A 16070-nucleotide genomic window follows, 5' to 3' on the forward strand; every position below is an offset into this window, starting at 1 on the left:
CCCCAGCTGGAATCGAACCAACATCTAAGCCTTAGGAGGGCCTTGTTTTATCCATTAAACTATGGGGACCTAATGCGTAGGGAGTTTTATTATACGTAGTTCGGGAAAATACGAAACCCTTTGTCAACAAGGTGCAGCGCTATGAGAAGAACGTCTCTGTCACTGACGTGAAAGTAATGTGCCCATGGCCTGGTTTTCTAATGCATATAAAAAACCCTCGTAGATACGAGGGCTTTGGCTATGGTCAGCGTATTTTTAAATATCAAAGTGTACCGCTAGTCTCGTAAATCTAAAGAGCAGTGTATGGGGATTGTTCAATTTGATAATTTTATATGCCGCTGTTGGATAAAACAGCATGTTTTGTTGAACAAAATCCCTACGATAGTTTGGATTCTAACAAAAACGAATTGAAGTAAAAGATTATAGTTACACTTTATTCAATGCTTGAAGTAATTGATGTTCGATACATTTCCAAAGGCAATTATTTCACTTAGATGACGAAAGTACTATATAAACTGGGAACTCTAAACTGTTTAAGGCAGATCGAGAAAGACTATTTTTTTACTACAAAATCGTGTTCTTGAATGTTTGCGATAATTCCTGCACCTTCGTTTACTACTAGAGACGAATTACCGTAGGCACTACTCACTACAAATTTGCCAGGATATAGCGAGTACTGTAAGTATTTACGGCCACGGTTATCGACAATCTCTTTAGCTTGATAAAGGTATAGTTCATCTTTTTCAGAAATGCCATTGTCTCTGCCTAACGATACAGAAATTTTATCGCCGGCAACATTAATCACTCTACCTGTCATTGGCTGGCATGCAGTGGCTTCTTTTATGTCTTCAATCGCTTCTGCTATTGTCGCGTTGACAGTTTGCCCATAAAGCGACTGCCAAAACTTCGTCGAAAATTCATCTACATCTTCGAATCTGTCGAATGTCCATTCTCCTTGATTCTGATAAGACTTAGTCAACAACAGGCCTCCATTAATGCCGTCATAAACTTGAATGGTCATAGCAAAGGAGCGTCGAGAAGTACCCTCACGCCACGGTGTAAAAACCGAAGCCTCTTCCCGTGTCACGCTTAAATCATCTATCATGCCCACCAGCACAAATTGAGTATTACTTTGCGCTGAAAGCGTGCGTACATTTTGGTCAGTATATCGACTGTCAAATTTTGCAGTATGTGGCGCGATATAGATAATATCTAGGTTTTCAGTTTTATTTCGCATGGCCTGCGCTAACTGATGGGTGAATGAAGCATCGAAGTTGGGAATATTACCCTGTGTTAGTTGCGCTCTGTTACGTACCCTGAAATGTGTGGTAGCGAAATGTTTCTGGTCATTTTGTGCGGCACACACTTTTCCTCTTGGAAAAATGTCAGCGCGAATACTTACCGTAATCACATCGCCGCTATAAACTTCATCAACCAGTTCCAGTTGTTCAACTTCGCCGGTAGAGCGAATGGTCATCTCTTCATTTTTAAGAAGACCATTTGTAAGCTTGGCGACGCTATGAACTGATGCGCCTGCAAAAAGCATGGCTTGCTTAAGTGCCTCTTGGGTAGCCGCATGTCTGGCAGTTTCTTTATCACCATTTCGCACCACAGCCTGTCCTGTAGCCTCGTACCACACGGCATTTGCTTGCCCAACGAAAAATGCAAACAGGCAAATTACCGCCACGACAGCATTTAAAATAGTTACCAGCGTTGTTTTGCTAATATATCGCACCGCACACCTCTGGAGGTTGTTGTCTAACTGCGCTATGCAAAGCGCCCGGTTTATAAGGCGAAGTATGCGAAAAGAGTGCCAATTGATGTGGTTTGGTCTTCATTAAATCAATCGGGCGCATATCTTGCACATATCTTGCAACGCGTATCTTGCTAAAGGTTTGTAAAAAGCGTCAGTTTAAATACGTCAAAATCTGCTACCGCGAGTATGGCGGTATCTCGTAGTTACAAAGCTGCCACCGACGAGAGCAGCATAACTACACATTTGATTTTATTAATAATGCAATTTGGAAATGAAACTATGTGCTTGAAAAAAATACATAAATCAAAATCGCTGCTGCTGTCTTGCTTTCTTGGTTTAGCAATAAGCACTGGTGGATGCGGCATTATTGATAAACACGTTGAGTGGGAAACAATAGAACCAGAAAGCTATCCCGTGCTCAAGGCGGTAGGCTATGCGCCAATTTCTTCTCAGCATGGCGAAAGCGACAGCATGAAGCTTATATTGGCGATGAAAGCGTCAAAATTAGATGCATACCGAGAGCTAACTGAACAAGTCTATGGTCAAAAAATTGAAGGCAATCAGTCTCTGTCTCACTTGGTTATAGATAGCGAAACATTGCGAGCATCTGTAGAGGGGGTCATTAGAGGCGCTGAAGTCGTAAAAGCCTATCCGGTAGGTGAAGATACATACGTCACCGAACTCGCTTTAGATATGCAGCAGGTTTACGATATATATCTGTCGACCGCAAAACCGCGCCGAGTAAAGGATGTTAAGTATTATTAAACGATAGCGAAAGGGGTGTTTGCGCAAGTGGCTGTATCGTGAAGTCTTAAAACATGCGCAAATACACAGAGGTATAATTTACTTTTACCGGTTAAGGCTTAATGGTTAAAGCTCGCTGAGTGAGGTTTACTGAAATCGCAAAAAAATTAGGCGCTCACTCCCGACCCTAAAGTCCCGCCTTTCGGCTTTCCTTTTTTGTCATAGGTGAGCGATTCTTTGGCACGAACTTCCATCATCAAGTTACGTAAGTGTGTGAGGCGTAGCTGTCCTTGCTCTACGGCTTTTTGATTGACCTGCGTGCGGTATTTGCAATCGTCCAGAAGTTTCTTTGCATTAGCCATTAATGCATCATCTTCTTCTGACATTGAGCCTTGATCGCTAATTGTGCGCTCAATGCTTCCATCGAGAGCCTGAATAGACGTTAACAGTGCTGTCTTTTCGTCTAACAAATTCATTAAAGATTCGGCGTCTCGCGAACTGATAAGTTGCAATTCTTTTTCAAGCAATACGGCAAGTGAAGACAGTTGCTCCACTTGCTTTATTAGTGCTTGTGTCAATTGGCTTGCTTGTTCAGTCACGTTAGCTCTCTTCTGGTTAGTTACGAGTTTTGTCGCTCATTATTTAGCGCCAAAAATCTCACCTTCTAGTTTTGCAATCTTGTTGGCAAGCACTTCAGGATTAACTTTATACTCGCCACTTTGAATCGCTCGCTTAAGGCGATCGACTTTATCTTGGTTCACAGGCGCTTCCGAACCTTTCTTCTGAACCTGGTTGAGCTGCTGAGCAGATTGCGTCAACGATACAGAATCCTGACGCGGAACTGATGCGGTTTGCGCAGCCTGTGTTGATGCCTGCTGTGGAGATTGCTGCGTTTGGTTTTGCTGCGCAACCTTTCCATTATCAACGGGTGTTTTAGGTAACCCATTGTTTATATTATTAATTGCCATAATTAGTCCTCACTACTTTTTCGCCTCTGTAAAGTATATCGGCCTTTTGGCTAATTTCTTTAGCTAAATTGTGAACAAAAAAGTAGATATTCGCTGCGTCGTTTATAAGTGTATCACGACTTCTTCAGGGCTTGCGACTCTTGCTATCACCGCCTTTTGGCTACTGGCATTAATTACCTTAATATTGTCACCAACGACACCGTCTTGCTGAGCGATTCCGGCTGTTTTCACTTCCATACCTGCTACCTCAGCAGTTATGGTAATTCTGTCGCCTTTGCACACAAAGCATAGCATATTTGACTGTATAGCTTGTCCGTCAGTCACTCGGCGTTTTATTCTAGCCCCAATAAGTGCTTCTAGCTCAGTAAATGCGGTATGGCGCAATCGTCTTACATCAACTTTTGCCAGAGACAGATTCGATGATGTCAGTACGGTTCCTGGACTTATTGCGCCTTGAGTGACAACAATTTCTTTGGTACGCGTTACTTGCCCGCTGGTGAAAAGGTACCATTCATTATTTCTGCAGCTCACTCTAACTGATATATACGATTGGCTCAGCGCTTCTTGCGACGCATTGTATTCGAACCCAGTTGGGCAGTCAGGAATATTTATCCTATCGTCTATCTTCACAATAGACACATCAATGCTAGTATCCTGCGTATTATCAGCAAGTTGAGTTATTAGGTATTGTTTTGCGCCTTCTTCAACCTGTTTGTGATTGGTTTGTGTCGCCAAGCAGTTCATAGAAAGCACACTGAAAACGGTCAATGACAGTAATCGTGTGAATGTAAGGCGCGTTTTGGCGTTCATATTTTTCATCATGACTTTTCGTGTTCAGTTTACAAGTTATTGACTATGCTTAATACGGCCGGTTTGCTTAGTGCAAATAAATAACAGCCAAAGTAAATCCATAAGGTTTACAAGCACGAGCGTCAACGCAGGATCATTGACTAAGTTAAGGTATAAACCCTACTAAAGACTGAAAAATGCTATTTAGTGTCATTTTTCTGTCGTTTGACCTGCAAAAATTTAGTGATATTGTCTATCTTTATCATAAGAGGCAATGATCATGCCCAGTATTACTTAGAGGTGACCTATGTCGGGGATTTTAGATTCAGTAAACCAGCGCACGCAGCTTGTTGGGCAGAATCGCTTAGAGTTGCTGCTGTTTAGACTGAACGGCCGCCAACGCTTTGGAATTAACGTTTTTAAAGTGCGGGAAGTGCTTCAGTGTCCTCCGCTAACAGCAATGCCGAAATTAAACCCGTTGGTTCGTGGTGTGGCGCACATCCGTGGTCAAACTATATCGGTCATTGATTTAAGTATGGCAACACGCGGCCGTAAAATTGAAGATCTCTCTAATGCCTTTATTGTCATTGCGGAATATAACCGTTCAGTTCAGGGCTTTTTGGTGGGTGCCGTAGAGCGTATTATCAACACCAATTGGGATGCGATCATGCCGCCACCTCAAGGTACCGGCAGAGCAAGCTATTTAACGGCGGTGACTGAAGTTGAAAATGAACTTATTGAAATTCTAGACGTTGAGAAAATTTTAAATGAAATTTCTCCGTTGAATGCCGAAGTAAGTTCTGAGGTGGCAGAAGGTCTGACAACCGAAGGCCAAGAAAACAAAATTATCTTTATTGCAGATGACTCTGCGGTAGCGCGAAACCAGGTTAAAAAGGCCCTAACTTCACTAGGCTTAGAAATTGAGCTAGCTAAAAACGGTCTTGAAGCATTAAACAGGCTTAAAGAAATTGCGGAAGAGTACGGCGATGTAACGAACCGTGTAGGCGTGCTGGTCTCAGATATCGAGATGCCAGAAATGGACGGCTATACACTAACCGCCGAAATTAAGAATACGCCTGAACTTCAAAAGCTTCATGTTGTATTGCATACGTCGCTCAGTGGTGTCTTCAACCAAGCTATGGTGCAAAAAGTAGGGGCTGATGACTTTATCGCGAAATTCCACCCCGATGAACTTGCTACCGCGGTACAAAAGTGGCTAATGACTGAGTGCGAATAACGGAGCAAGATAGGATTGGCTAATAAAGACGTTTCGCCAGCAAGTTACCTCAAGTTTAGAGAGTTTTTGGAAAAGCAATGCGGCATAGTATTAGGTGATAATAAACAATACCTGGTGCGCAGCCGTTTAGCTTCATTACTCTATAAGCATAAGTATGAGTCTGCTGACGAACTGATTGACGTGGTTGTGAAAGGGTTCGACAGAACTTTACTACAGAACGTTATTGACGCAATGACCACAAACGAAACGTTGTGGTTTCGAGACAACTATCCCTTCGATTTACTTGTAAAAGAGTTACTACCAACACTATCGGCAAAAAATCAGAAGCTTCGCATATGGAGTGCCGCTTGTTCGTCTGGACAAGAGCCTTATTCTATTGCGATGTCTGTACTTGAATATCAGCGCCAAAGGCCAGGTGCATTAAGAGCGGGTGTTGAAATTGTTGCTACAGATTTATCGTCAGAAATGCTGCAAAAGTGTGAGTTAGGTATTTATGACGAACTGTCCCTTGCAAGGGGATTGTCCCCGCAAAGGAGACAGGCCTTTTTCCAGCAAAATGATAGCGGGCTTATGCAGGTAAAACCCGACGTTCGTCGGATGGTAAGCTTTAGAAGTCTAAATTTACTTTCGAGCTATGCAGCACTTGGCCGCTTTGATATCGTTTTTTGCCGTAATGTTTTAATTTATTTCTCGGCCGAAGTAAAACAACGCATCCTGCAACAAATTGCCGGACAGCTGCAGCCTCAAGGTGTGCTTTTCCTTGGCGCGTCGGAGTCTATAAGTGCTGCGAGTGAAATTTACAGTATGGTTAAGTGCCACCCTGGCCTTTACTATCAAAAAAAAAGATCTAACTTATCGGCCTGATAACTAATACTTTTTTTTATGATCAGGTCGACACTTTTGACTTACACCCTCCGTCAAAATCTCATTATGGCATTTGCCTTGCTAACTATTTCTACAAACGACAGTAAAACGGCAAGATTCGATATTTAATTGTCCGCTTACATTGTCACCACGAAACAAATTTTTAGTATGTCAGAGGTCATGTTATGGCTATTAACCTAGATAAGCTGGTTGGCTTTAATGAGTCAGCACTCACTATACGCACAGAGCGTATGGAAGTGATTTCTGGAAATCTAGCGAACGCAAATACGCCTGGTTATAAAGCGCGGGACATTGATTTCAATAAAGCAATGCAGTCGGCTATGCGAGAAGCATCAGGTGGTACAGCCAATCACGCTTCTTCAGGAATGGTGCGGACAAATGATCGCCACTTAAGCGGCAATTCTACGTCAGTAGCGGCAAACTTTGACATGCAATACCGCATCCCAACACAACCAGACACTGGCGACGGTAATACGGTTGAAGTTCAAGCGGAAAGAAATCGGTTTTTAGACAATGGATTGCGCTACCAAGCCAGCCTAGAATTTTTGAACGGAAAAATTAAAGGCATGAAAAAAGCGCTTAGCTCAGGAGGTCAGTAGTCATGAGTTTATTTAATGTAATGCAAATTTCGAGTACGGGTATGGAGGCGGAGAATGTACGCCTTAATACTACGGCAAGTAATATTGCCAACGCTAACTCGGTTAGCAGCAGCTATGACGAAACATACCGAGCTCGCCATCCAGTTTTCGCTACGGCGTTGCAAGATGCAATGCGCGACCAGTCGAAAGGTGCAGGTGTTCAAGTAAAGGGTATTGTAGAAAGTGATGCTCCTTTGCAAGTGGAGTATTCACCTAACAACCCGATGGCAGATGAAAACGGCTACATCTATAAACCCAACGTGAACATCGTGGAAGAGATGGCGAATATGATGTCAGCGTCCAAAGCGTATGAAACTAACGTGCAGGTTGCGGACACCACAAAGCGTATTTTCCGTCGCGTACTGCAGCTAGGTCAAGGGCAGTAACTTGCCGCTTGAATAATGTGAGGATTACTCAGTGAATACCATAAACAATACTGGCTTAAATACTGATCTGTATTGGCAAGAGGAAACCGTCAAAATAGCTGACGGCACCGAGCAGCAGTTAACCCAGGAAGATTTCTTCTCAATGTTAACTGAGCAGTTAGCCAATCAGGATCCCACTGCACCCGTTGATAACGATCAAATGGTAGCGCAGATGACATCATTTACGATGGCCGACGGTATTTCCCAGCTTAACGAAAAGTTTGAGTCGTTTGCAGCTTCAATGACATCGAATCAAGCGTTACAAGCCTCTAGTCTTATCGGGCAAAACGTGCTGGTTCAAGGTAACGTGGGTTATATGGCCAATGAAGGCGATGGCATTTCGGGTGTCATCGTGAATGAAAAAACAGTTCAGAATATGACGATCACTATTGAGAACCAGTTTGGTGAAGTCATAAAAACCATTGATGCAGGCACACAAAGCGCTGGCAACATTGAGTTTGAATGGGATGGCAAAGATAAGCATGGCAACCAGATGGCACCGGGTGAATATGTTATCAGTGCCACTGGCGAGTTGAATGGAGAAGGTGTTCAGCTGAATACCGCCGTTAATCGCCATGTTGGAAGTGTAAGCTTGGCTGGTAGTGGTCAAGGCGTAATTTTGAATTTGGATGGTGATGTCAGTATCAATCTTGATGACGTCATTCAAATCGGCAGTTAGTAGGAGAATCAATAATGTCTTTTAATATTGCACTGAGTGGCGTATCAGCCGCACAAAAAGATTTGGATGTAACCGCCAACAACATCGCAAACGTAAATACAGTTGGCTTTAAAGAATCTCGCGCTGAATTTGGCGATGTTTATGCGGCATCACTGCTTTCAGGTGGTAAAACTAAAGTAGGTGACGGTGTACTCACTCAAGAAGTTGCTCAGCAATTTTCTCAAGGTAGCCTTCAGTTTACCAATACCTCGCTTGATTTGGCGATCACAGGTAATGGTTTCTTTGCGACAGTACCTGAAATTACGTCTCGCGACTTCTCGTTCACACGTGCGGGTCAGTTCAAGTTAGATAGCGACAATTTCGTGGTTAATAGTAACGGCGATAACTTATTGGGTTTCCCCGTTAACTCTGATGGTACAAGTGCCTCGGTAGCACTTAGTACTACTGAGCCAGTGCGTATTCCAGACTCTTCGGGTTCTCCCGCACAAACCACAGAAGTTGACATTCGAATGAACTTGCCTGCTGGTGATGCAGCCCTAGATCCACAAGATTTTGACCCTGAAGATCCGCTTACCTACAACGCAGCAACATCGGTAACCGTTTACGATTCGTTAGGTGATAGTCACGTAATGACCTATTACTTCATAAAGGATGCGACACCGGGTGTTGATAATGAGTGGTATGTTGCTACTGCAATCGATGACACGCTAGTTGATATGACAGATTCAGCGGGTAATGACACAGACCCAGCAACAGCAGTAAATAGTGTCGGTGGTAACACTGGTAACGCCGTAACAGCATCTAAACTTATCTTCTCTCAAGGTGGTGATTTTGCTGGCATGGAAACGCCTGATGGCCTACCTACACTTGATTTCAAAATGCAAACAGAAGCGTTAGGCGCAGGTATTCTTGCTAATGGCTCAGATCCTACGCAGCAAATAAGCATTGATTTTAACCTCGATGTTAATAACGCGACGCCTAATGAGCCGACTCAGTTCGCCTCTGCGTTTGAAGTTACTTCACTAGAACAAGACGGTTTACCTGTAGGTCGATTAACAGGTATCGACATTGGTCCGGATGGCTTGGTTCGTGCAACGTTCTCTAATGGTACGTCTGAACCCATTGTTCGTGTCGCTTTGGTTCGCTTTTCTAATGAACAAGGCCTAACTCAAGAGAGCAGTACTCAGTGGAAGGAAAGTATTCTTTCAGGCGAGGCACTAGCGGGTGAAGCAACAACCGGTACTTTCGGCGAAATTAACTCTTCGGCGCTAGAACAAGCTAACGTTAACCTTACCACTGAGCTCATCGACATGATTATCGCTCAGCGTAACTTCCAGGCAAACTCGCGTGCGCTTGAAGTGAACAACTCGCTAAACCAGACTATCCTTAACATTCGATAGTTTGCAGTAAGCCACATTAGCAGATTGCTAAGCGGCAAATTTTAGGCGCGGAAAACCGTACCTATTTTACCCGATTTAGAAAGGTCGCAACAATGCGACCTTTTTATTTTTCTATATATATCAATTCAATACCGCCCTTATTTTTCAATTGCACTAAATATCCACAGATTGGCACTGCCTTTGCAAAGTCTTGTTTAAGGTTTAATCAGAGTCAAAAGTCAGTCATGGACAAACTTCTCTATATTTCAGCAAGTGGCGCCTCCCAAGACCTACTAGGAACAGGGATTAGGGCCAATAACTTGGCTAATGCACAGACAACGGGATTCAGAGCGCAGTTAGAGCAGGCAAGGTCAATGCCGGCCTACGGCGAAGGTTTGCCGACTCGCGTGTTTTCCATGACAGAAAGCCCGTCGAATAATTACGAATCGGGCCCGATGATTAAAACAGACCGCGATTTAGACGTAGCCATTCAAGGTGATGGTTGGTTCGCTGTACAAGATCAAAATGGTCAAGAAGCTTACTCGCGTGATGGAAATTTCAAGTTAGGCGATGACGGAATTTTGACAGATATCCACGATCGCGTCGTGCTTGGTGACAATGGGCCAATATTCCTTCCTGTTCCTTTAGATAACCTAAATATCGCCGCCGATGGCACGTTGTCGATGAGACAGTTAGGTGCCCCTGCCAATGTTATTGAAGAAGTAGGGCGACTTAAATTAGTTAGTCCAAACTATGCAGACATGGAACGTGGGAACGACGGCTTATTTAGAATGGAAGATGGCTCAATAGCGCCAGCCAATGCCAACGTAAAAGTAATGTCGGGCATGCTTGAAGGTTCCAACGTCAATGCTGTTGACGAAATGGTGGACATGATAAGTCTGCAGCGTCACTACGAGCTTCAAGTCAAAATGATGAAGCAAGCAGAAGAGCTTGATACTCGCGGTAATCAGCTACTACGTATCCTGTAAAAGAATTTTTATCACCGTTGCCCTATGAGCAACGTCGGAGGTTAACATGCATCCAGCATTGTGGATTAGTAAAACCGGACTAGACGCCGCACAGACCGATGTGGCAGTGGTGTCTAACAACCTAGCAAACGCATCAACAGTGGGCTTTAAAAAAGACCGCGCGGTGTTTGAAGATTTGCTTTATCAGAATATCAATCAGCCAGGCGGTCGTTCGTCTGCTGACACGGAACTACCTTCTGGGCTTATGCTTGGTTCAGGCTCGAAGGTCGTTGCTACTCAAAAAGCACACACGCAAGGTAACCTGTTAACCACTGAAAATGCGCTTGATATGTCAATTCAGGGCCGTGGTTACTTTGAAATATTGCAGCCAGACGGCACCATTGCATATTCGAGAAATGGTCAGTTTTCACTGAACGACCAAGGCCAAATTGTTACATCTGGCGCGGGCTTTTTGCTTCAGCCTGAAGTGGCTATTCCCGAAGATGCGCAACAAATCACAATTTCTCAAGATGGTGAAATTAGCGTGAGCATACGGGGCCAAGCTGAACCGCAGGTACTCGGTCAGCTTAATATTTCTGACTTTGTTAACCCAACCGGATTACAACCAACCGGACAAAACCTTTATGTAGAGACAGCGTCAAGCGGTGCACCTATTCAGGGGATCCCTGGTCTGCAAGGTTTGGGTTATATCTCACAAGGCACGTTGGAAACGTCTAATGTAAACGTGACCGAAGAGTTAGTAAACCTTATCGAAAGCCAGCGCTTGTATGAGATGAACTCAAAGGTTATCTCATCGGTCGACCAAATGCTTGGTCAGGTTATTCAGCAACTTTAGTAGGTAGCATCATGCGTATTTTAGGTTTATCTGCTGCACTTCTGATACTTGGCGGTTGCGCCAGTACAAACGAGCCTCCCGTTCAGGCAAACGACCCGTCGTTTGCACCGGTAGTGCCAGATTACCCGCGTGAAACGGTAGTAGAGGATGGCTCGCTTTTTCGTTCGCAGCTTGCTAACAACTTATATTCTGACGTTACCGCAAGAAGAGTCGGTGACATCATCACTGTAACGTTAAGCGAGAATACCCAAGCGAGCAAATCAGCCGACACTAGCACTGCGAAAGATTCAAACGTCAATTTAAACCCTATTACCGGGCTAGCTGGGCAAGCGATAAATATTGGCGGAGAGTCCGTACAATTGGGAATAAGTTCATCCCGAGATTTCTCCGGTGATGCCACAGCTAACCAAAGCAACAGCTTAAACGGCGCTATCTCAGTTACTGTGGTCGACGTACTTCCTAACAGCAACCTTGTTATTCGTGGCGAAAAGTGGCTAACCCTGAATCAGGGCGATGAATATATCCGTCTTACCGGCATCATTCGTCCGGCAGACATTAGTCCCGAGAATGAAATTGTGTCCACTAAGGTTGCAAATGCGCGTATCCAATATTCGGGTACGGGAAGTTTTGCGCGAGCACAAGAAAAGGGTTGGTTAACCAAGTTCTTTGATTCTGCTTGGTGGCCTCTTTAGGTTTTAGGATAGGAGAGTGAACATGCGTTTGTTTTCAGTAGTATTAGCCGCTTTCACAATGCTTTTATCTTCACAGGCAGGTGCGCAGCGCATTAAAGATGTAGCGAGTATTCAAGGCGTACGTAGTAACCAATTAGTGGGATATGGTCTTGTTGTAGGTTTGCCTGGAACGGGTGAACAAAGCCCGTTTACCGAACAAAGTTTCAGAACCATGCTGCGTAACTTTGGTATCAGTCTTGACGCTAACACCAAGCCAAAGATACGAAACGTGGCCGCAGTGGCGGTACACGCCGACCTGCCTGCTTTTGCAAAACCCGGACAAACCATTGATATTACGGTTTCTTCAGTTGGCGAGGCGGCCAGTCTTCAAGGCGGAACGCTGCTCCAAACGTTTCTTCGCGGTGTTGACGGTAAAGTCTACGCTGTAGCGCAAGGCAGCTTAGTCGTGAGCGGGTTTGGCGCACAAGGCGGTGATGGCTCTCGTATTGTCGTTAATACGCCAACGGTAGGAAGAATTCCAAACGGTGCGATGGTAGAGCAATCTGTACCAACAGGCTTTGCCAATGGCGACACGTTAACGCTTAACCTCCATTATCCAGATTTCTCAACAGCCAAGTCGCTTGCAGATACGATCAACGAGCGCTTAGGTGCACAGCCGGAAAATGGCTATGTTATTGCTAAGCCCATTGATGCAGCGTCTGTTCGCGTGTCGGCCCCGCGAGATGTCGGTCAGCGCGTGGGCTTTTTGGCTACCTTAGAAAACTTCGAATTTACACCAGCTGATGCGCCAGCGCGTGTGGTAATAAACAGCCGCACAGGCACCATTGTTATTGGCAGTGACGTTCGCTTGTTACCAGCAGCAATTACTCACGGCGGGCTAACGGTGACCATCTCTGAAAATCAGCAAGTTTCTCAACCTAACGCGTTTGGTGAAGGGCAGACTGCCGTTACCACTCAGTCGATTGTTGATGTCGATTTGGCAGATAGCCGCATGTTTAAGTTTGAGCCAGGCGTTACTCTGGACCAGCTTGTGCGCGCGGTAAATGAGGTGGGCGCTGCGCCGGGCGATTTAATGGCAATTTTGGAAGCATTACGTCAAGCAGGCGCATTGCGTGGAGAGCTCGTTATTATTTAAAACGAGCAAAGAGCATTTACGAGACGTTAGTAAAATAAAGTCACAGCGGAATAAGCACGATGGAATCACTTAGCACAAAAAGTCAGCTTGATATGGCTCGCAATGTCCACGATATGGGCAGCATAAACAAAATGCGTGAAGCCATTGCGTCGGGCGACGAGACGGTATTGCAAGAAGCTGCCCAGCAGTTTGAAGCGATATTTGTGCAAATGATGTTGAAATCAATGCGTAAAGCACAAGATGCCCTTGCTGACGAAAATAGCCCATTTAATTCACAGCAAGTTAAGTTTTATCGTGATATGCACGACCAACAGCTAGCGACAGACCTCACTTCCGGTGGCGGTTTAGGTCTCGCTGATGTCATTGTTAAACAGTTAGGTCAAACTGAGGATAGCTATACGCCTGCCAGTGTAATCAGAAGTGACGGAGACTTATCATCACTTAACAGAAACCGTGTGTACAACGTAACTGAGGCGCAGGATATTGCCCTTTCTTCACAGTCTATTCGCAGCCAGTCAGCACAAAAAGATGCCATGTTCGAAAGTCCCGAGCAGTTTGTAGAGAGCCTAATGCCAATAGCTGAGAAAGTGGCAGCAAAATACGGAATGGATCCTAAAGCAATAATTTCCCAAGCCGCGGTTGAAACCGGGTGGGGGAAATTTGTTATCCATAAAGCGGATGGGGAAAGCTCGCACAACTTATTTGGCATCAAAGCAAATAAGGGATGGCAAGGAGAGCAGGCTGTAGTCGACACGTTGGAATTTAACAATGGACTACCGCAAAAACAAAAGGCTGCTTTTAGGTCCTACTCGTCAGTAGAAGACGCAATGGAAGACTATGGACGCTTTATCACATCACAGCCTCGCTACAGCCATGCTGTCGAGAATGCTTCTGACGCAGCGCGCTATACCCATGCGCTTCAAGAAGCGGGCTACGCTACCGACCCTGAATACGCGCGCAAGATAATGGCAGTGTATAACAGCGATCGTCTCAGCACGTTAATGCCATAGCATTGGAGATTACATTGTGAGTTCTGTCGATTTATTCTCATTAGCGACCAGTGGTGTTAACGCCAGTAGTAAGCTATTACAAACGACCAGTAACAATATTGCCAACGTCAACACGCCAGGCTATGTTCGCGAGCGCACTGAACTTCAAAACAGCCAAGTCTTCGGTGTAGAGATCGGCAATACCGAACGTATCATCAACGTATTTGCTCAAAATCAATTGCGCAGGGACATTACTTCTGTCGGCGAGCTTGAGGCATTCTCTAGTAAAACAACGGCCATTGATAACCTATTAGCGAGTGAGGCTAATTCCATCTCTCAAGGTATGAGCGAGTACTTTGCTGCGTTGCAAACTGCTGCTGACGATCCAACTAATTTAGCCTCTCGCGATCAAGTGTTAGGCAAATCTGAGTCTTTGTACCAGCGGATGAAAACACTGTCTGACTACATGTTGGAAAAAGAAGAAGAGCTTAACTTAGAGTTCACATCGATGGTGAATCGAGCGAACACCTTGATTGGTAATATTGGTGATTTGAACCGCAACATAGTTATTGCCAATGGTAACAATACCAGCGATCAACCTAGTGCGCTTCTCAATGAAAGAGACAAAGCGATAGATGAGCTGGCATCTATAATGGGAATAACGGTTAAAGAGAGCTCAACGCAAAACGGCGCGGTAACGATTAACCTAACCTCTGGTGAGTCACTGGTACTAGAAAATGGTGCGTTTAATTTATTTGAGTTAAACACCAATGCAGACTTAACCTTCAAGCAGCTTAAACTCGAAACGAACTTTGGGTCTCAAACTAAAGCCGACGCCTCAATACGTATCGTAGAAGGTGACTTAGGTGGCGCACTCGGCGGATTGTTTGGTTACAGAAATGAGATCTTAGGCCCTGCAATGCGGGATGTTGGTCAGTTGTCAGTAGCGTTCGCCGATGCAATGAATACCCAAAATAAATTGGGGATGGACTTAGACGGACAGCTCGGCAGTGATATTTTCAATATCCCTTCGTTTCGCGGATTAGCATATAGCGATACCAATGGTGACTATGTGGTTACCGCCCAGGTTACCGAAGGTAAAGGGGCAGAACTTACAGATGCTGACTACAAAATTGAGGTTACTGCGGTAACCGCGGGCGCGCCTAGCCAAATAGAAATTACGCTTCTAAATGCAGACGGGACACCGAAAAAAGATGCATCTGGCAATGATATTGTTTACTCAAACTACCCTGTAACAACAGGTTTCAATGAATTACCAGGTGGCATTGAGATTGATTTCTCAGGAAGCGACCCTTATGCCGTGGGTAACGAGTTTCTTATTCAGCCAACCAAAGACATTGCGTCTAAAATAACGTTAGATACCAATCGTCCTGAAGACCTAGCGTTTGCGAGCCCAGTAAGGGCGGGGGCAGACGGCGCTAATCTGGGCAATGCTAATGTTGTCGGCATTACAGTAAGCAACACGACAGTAGGTGCAGGAGTGGACCGCTCAGCATTCGATGGCGCAGGTGGAATAGATAATGCGGCGCCAGCTCAAATTGTTTTCACCAGCGCAGATACGTATAACGTACTAGACGGAAGCGGCGCGACTATTGCTACAGTTACAGGTACGACGGATTTAACTAATCTTATCGAACAAGCTAAAAACAGTGGTACATGGCCTGGAGCCTTGGCAGGGTTAAATGATTATCCGGGTTTTGACTTAAGCTTGGATGGTGTACCTAAAGCAGGGGATAGTTTCTCGATTGGCTATAATACAGATGGTTTCAACGACAACAGTAATGCACTTAATTTAGCTGCAATTCAAAATGAGAACACGGTGCAGGTTAGTAGTGAAGCCACTAATACGCCCCGTACCTTTCAAGATGCCTATGCTTCTATGGTTGGTCGAATTGGTGAAGATGCCTCG

General features: G+C 44.8%; 17 protein-coding genes. 13 read left to right on the plus strand and 4 right to left on the minus strand.

The genetic code is table 11. From position 1 onward, the window contains the following. Positions 1-553 precede the first annotated feature (553 nt). On the minus strand, positions 554-1735 hold the full coding sequence (locus QVA83_RS17020) for a flagellar assembly protein T N-terminal domain-containing protein (RefSeq protein ID WP_156078004.1): 1182 nt from the start codon (positions 1733-1735) through the stop codon (positions 554-556). A 300-nt stretch (positions 1736-2035) separates the two neighbouring features. Between QVA83_RS17020 and QVA83_RS17025 the strand changes: the two genes are divergently transcribed. Next, entirely contained in the window at positions 2036-2521 is a 486-nt protein-coding gene (locus QVA83_RS17025; RefSeq protein WP_156078005.1) for an LPP20 family lipoprotein, read from the plus strand. Between the two features lie 146 nt (positions 2522-2667). Here QVA83_RS17025 and flgN read toward each other — a convergent pair whose 3' ends face one another. The 3 genes from flgN to flgA form a co-directional block, all read right to left on the minus strand. Next, positions 2668-3099: a flagellar export chaperone FlgN gene (flgN, locus tag QVA83_RS17030; protein ID WP_156078006.1), complete on the minus strand. Its 432-nt coding sequence runs from the start codon at positions 3097-3099 to the stop codon at positions 2668-2670. A gap of 39 nt (positions 3100-3138) precedes the next feature. Continuing rightward, complete coding sequence (gene flgM, locus QVA83_RS17035) at positions 3139-3468, minus strand: flagellar biosynthesis anti-sigma factor FlgM (RefSeq protein WP_014948589.1); 330 nt, start codon at positions 3466-3468, stop codon at positions 3139-3141. A 102-nt stretch (positions 3469-3570) separates the two neighbouring features. Next, the gene (gene flgA / locus QVA83_RS17040; RefSeq protein ID WP_014948590.1) at positions 3571-4287 is read right to left on the minus strand and encodes a flagellar basal body P-ring formation chaperone FlgA; all 717 of its coding nucleotides are present in this window, start codon (positions 4285-4287) and stop codon (positions 3571-3573) included. Between the two features lie 277 nt (positions 4288-4564). Here flgA and QVA83_RS17045 point away from each other — a divergent pair, with 277 nt between their 5' ends. The 12 genes from QVA83_RS17045 to flgK form a co-directional block, all read left to right on the plus strand. Further along, the gene (locus QVA83_RS17045; RefSeq protein WP_014948591.1) at positions 4565-5494 is read left to right on the plus strand and encodes a chemotaxis protein CheV; all 930 of its coding nucleotides are present in this window, start codon (positions 4565-4567) and stop codon (positions 5492-5494) included. Positions 5495-5509: 15 nt separating this feature from the next. Continuing rightward, on the plus strand, positions 5510-6358 hold the full coding sequence (locus QVA83_RS17050; protein ID WP_287498735.1) for a CheR family methyltransferase: 849 nt from the start codon (positions 5510-5512) through the stop codon (positions 6356-6358). Positions 6359-6543: 185 nt separating this feature from the next. Continuing rightward, on the plus strand, positions 6544-6978 hold the full coding sequence (gene flgB / locus QVA83_RS17055) for a flagellar basal body rod protein FlgB (RefSeq protein WP_061094427.1): 435 nt from the start codon (positions 6544-6546) through the stop codon (positions 6976-6978). Positions 6979-6980: 2 nt separating this feature from the next. Continuing rightward, positions 6981-7403, plus strand: coding sequence for a flagellar basal body rod protein FlgC (flgC, locus tag QVA83_RS17060; RefSeq protein WP_012517627.1), 423 nt, complete (start codon positions 6981-6983; stop codon positions 7401-7403). A gap of 31 nt (positions 7404-7434) precedes the next feature. Continuing rightward, positions 7435-8121 (plus strand): flagellar hook assembly protein FlgD, encoded by a 687-nt coding sequence (flgD, locus tag QVA83_RS17065; RefSeq protein ID WP_012517628.1) that lies wholly within the window; start codon positions 7435-7437, stop codon positions 8119-8121. A gap of 14 nt (positions 8122-8135) precedes the next feature. After that, the gene (flgE, locus tag QVA83_RS17070) at positions 8136-9521 is read left to right on the plus strand and encodes a flagellar hook protein FlgE (protein ID WP_014948596.1); all 1386 of its coding nucleotides are present in this window, start codon (positions 8136-8138) and stop codon (positions 9519-9521) included. A 224-nt stretch (positions 9522-9745) separates the two neighbouring features. Further along, complete coding sequence (locus tag QVA83_RS17075; protein ID WP_014948597.1) at positions 9746-10489, plus strand: flagellar basal body rod protein FlgF; 744 nt, start codon at positions 9746-9748, stop codon at positions 10487-10489. 46 nt (positions 10490-10535) lie between these two features. After that, entirely contained in the window at positions 10536-11324 is a 789-nt protein-coding gene (gene flgG, locus QVA83_RS17080) for a flagellar basal-body rod protein FlgG (RefSeq protein ID WP_014948598.1), read from the plus strand. A gap of 11 nt (positions 11325-11335) precedes the next feature. Beyond that, complete coding sequence (gene flgH / locus QVA83_RS17085; RefSeq protein WP_014948599.1) at positions 11336-12016, plus strand: flagellar basal body L-ring protein FlgH; 681 nt, start codon at positions 11336-11338, stop codon at positions 12014-12016. 22 nt (positions 12017-12038) lie between these two features. Beyond that, positions 12039-13151 carry a flagellar basal body P-ring protein FlgI gene (locus QVA83_RS17090; protein WP_014975877.1) on the plus strand — a complete coding sequence of 371 codons (1113 nt, stop codon included), beginning with the start codon at positions 12039-12041 and terminating at the stop codon, positions 13149-13151. Between the two features lie 59 nt (positions 13152-13210). Then, complete coding sequence (gene flgJ, locus QVA83_RS17095) at positions 13211-14161, plus strand: flagellar assembly peptidoglycan hydrolase FlgJ (RefSeq protein ID WP_014975878.1); 951 nt, start codon at positions 13211-13213, stop codon at positions 14159-14161. Between the two features lie 16 nt (positions 14162-14177). Further along, the coding region (flgK, locus tag QVA83_RS17100; protein ID WP_287498736.1) for a flagellar hook-associated protein FlgK at positions 14178-16070 on the plus strand (1893 nt) is incomplete at its 3' end.

Source organism: Alteromonas sp. AO-Serp, assembly GCF_017849675.1.
GTDB classification, from domain to species: domain Bacteria; phylum Pseudomonadota; class Gammaproteobacteria; order Enterobacterales; family Alteromonadaceae; genus Alteromonas; species Alteromonas macleodii.

Bases quoted from the DNA above. Each gene is read 5' to 3' on its own strand.
- flgM (WP_014948589.1), bottom strand. From the start codon at position 3,468: ATGGCAATTAATAATATAAACAATGGGTTACCTAAAACACCCGTTGAT.
- QVA83_RS17025 (WP_156078005.1), top strand. From the start codon at position 2,036: ATGTGCTTGAAAAAAATACATAAATCAAAATCGCTGCTGCTGTCTTGC.
- flgE (WP_014948596.1), top strand. From the start codon at position 8,136: ATGTCTTTTAATATTGCACTGAGTGGCGTATCAGCCGCACAAAAAGAT.
- flgA (WP_014948590.1), bottom strand. From the start codon at position 4,287: ATGAAAAATATGAACGCCAAAACGCGCCTTACATTCACACGATTACTG.
- QVA83_RS17075 (WP_014948597.1), top strand. From the start codon at position 9,746: ATGGACAAACTTCTCTATATTTCAGCAAGTGGCGCCTCCCAAGACCTA.
- QVA83_RS17045 (WP_014948591.1), top strand. From the start codon at position 4,565: ATGTCGGGGATTTTAGATTCAGTAAACCAGCGCACGCAGCTTGTTGGG.
- QVA83_RS17090 (WP_014975877.1), top strand. From the start codon at position 12,039: ATGCGTTTGTTTTCAGTAGTATTAGCCGCTTTCACAATGCTTTTATCT.
- flgJ (WP_014975878.1), top strand. From the start codon at position 13,211: ATGGAATCACTTAGCACAAAAAGTCAGCTTGATATGGCTCGCAATGTC.
- flgC (WP_012517627.1), top strand. From the start codon at position 6,981: ATGAGTTTATTTAATGTAATGCAAATTTCGAGTACGGGTATGGAGGCG.
- flgB (WP_061094427.1), top strand. From the start codon at position 6,544: ATGGCTATTAACCTAGATAAGCTGGTTGGCTTTAATGAGTCAGCACTC.
- flgG (WP_014948598.1), top strand. From the start codon at position 10,536: ATGCATCCAGCATTGTGGATTAGTAAAACCGGACTAGACGCCGCACAG.
- flgH (WP_014948599.1), top strand. From the start codon at position 11,336: ATGCGTATTTTAGGTTTATCTGCTGCACTTCTGATACTTGGCGGTTGC.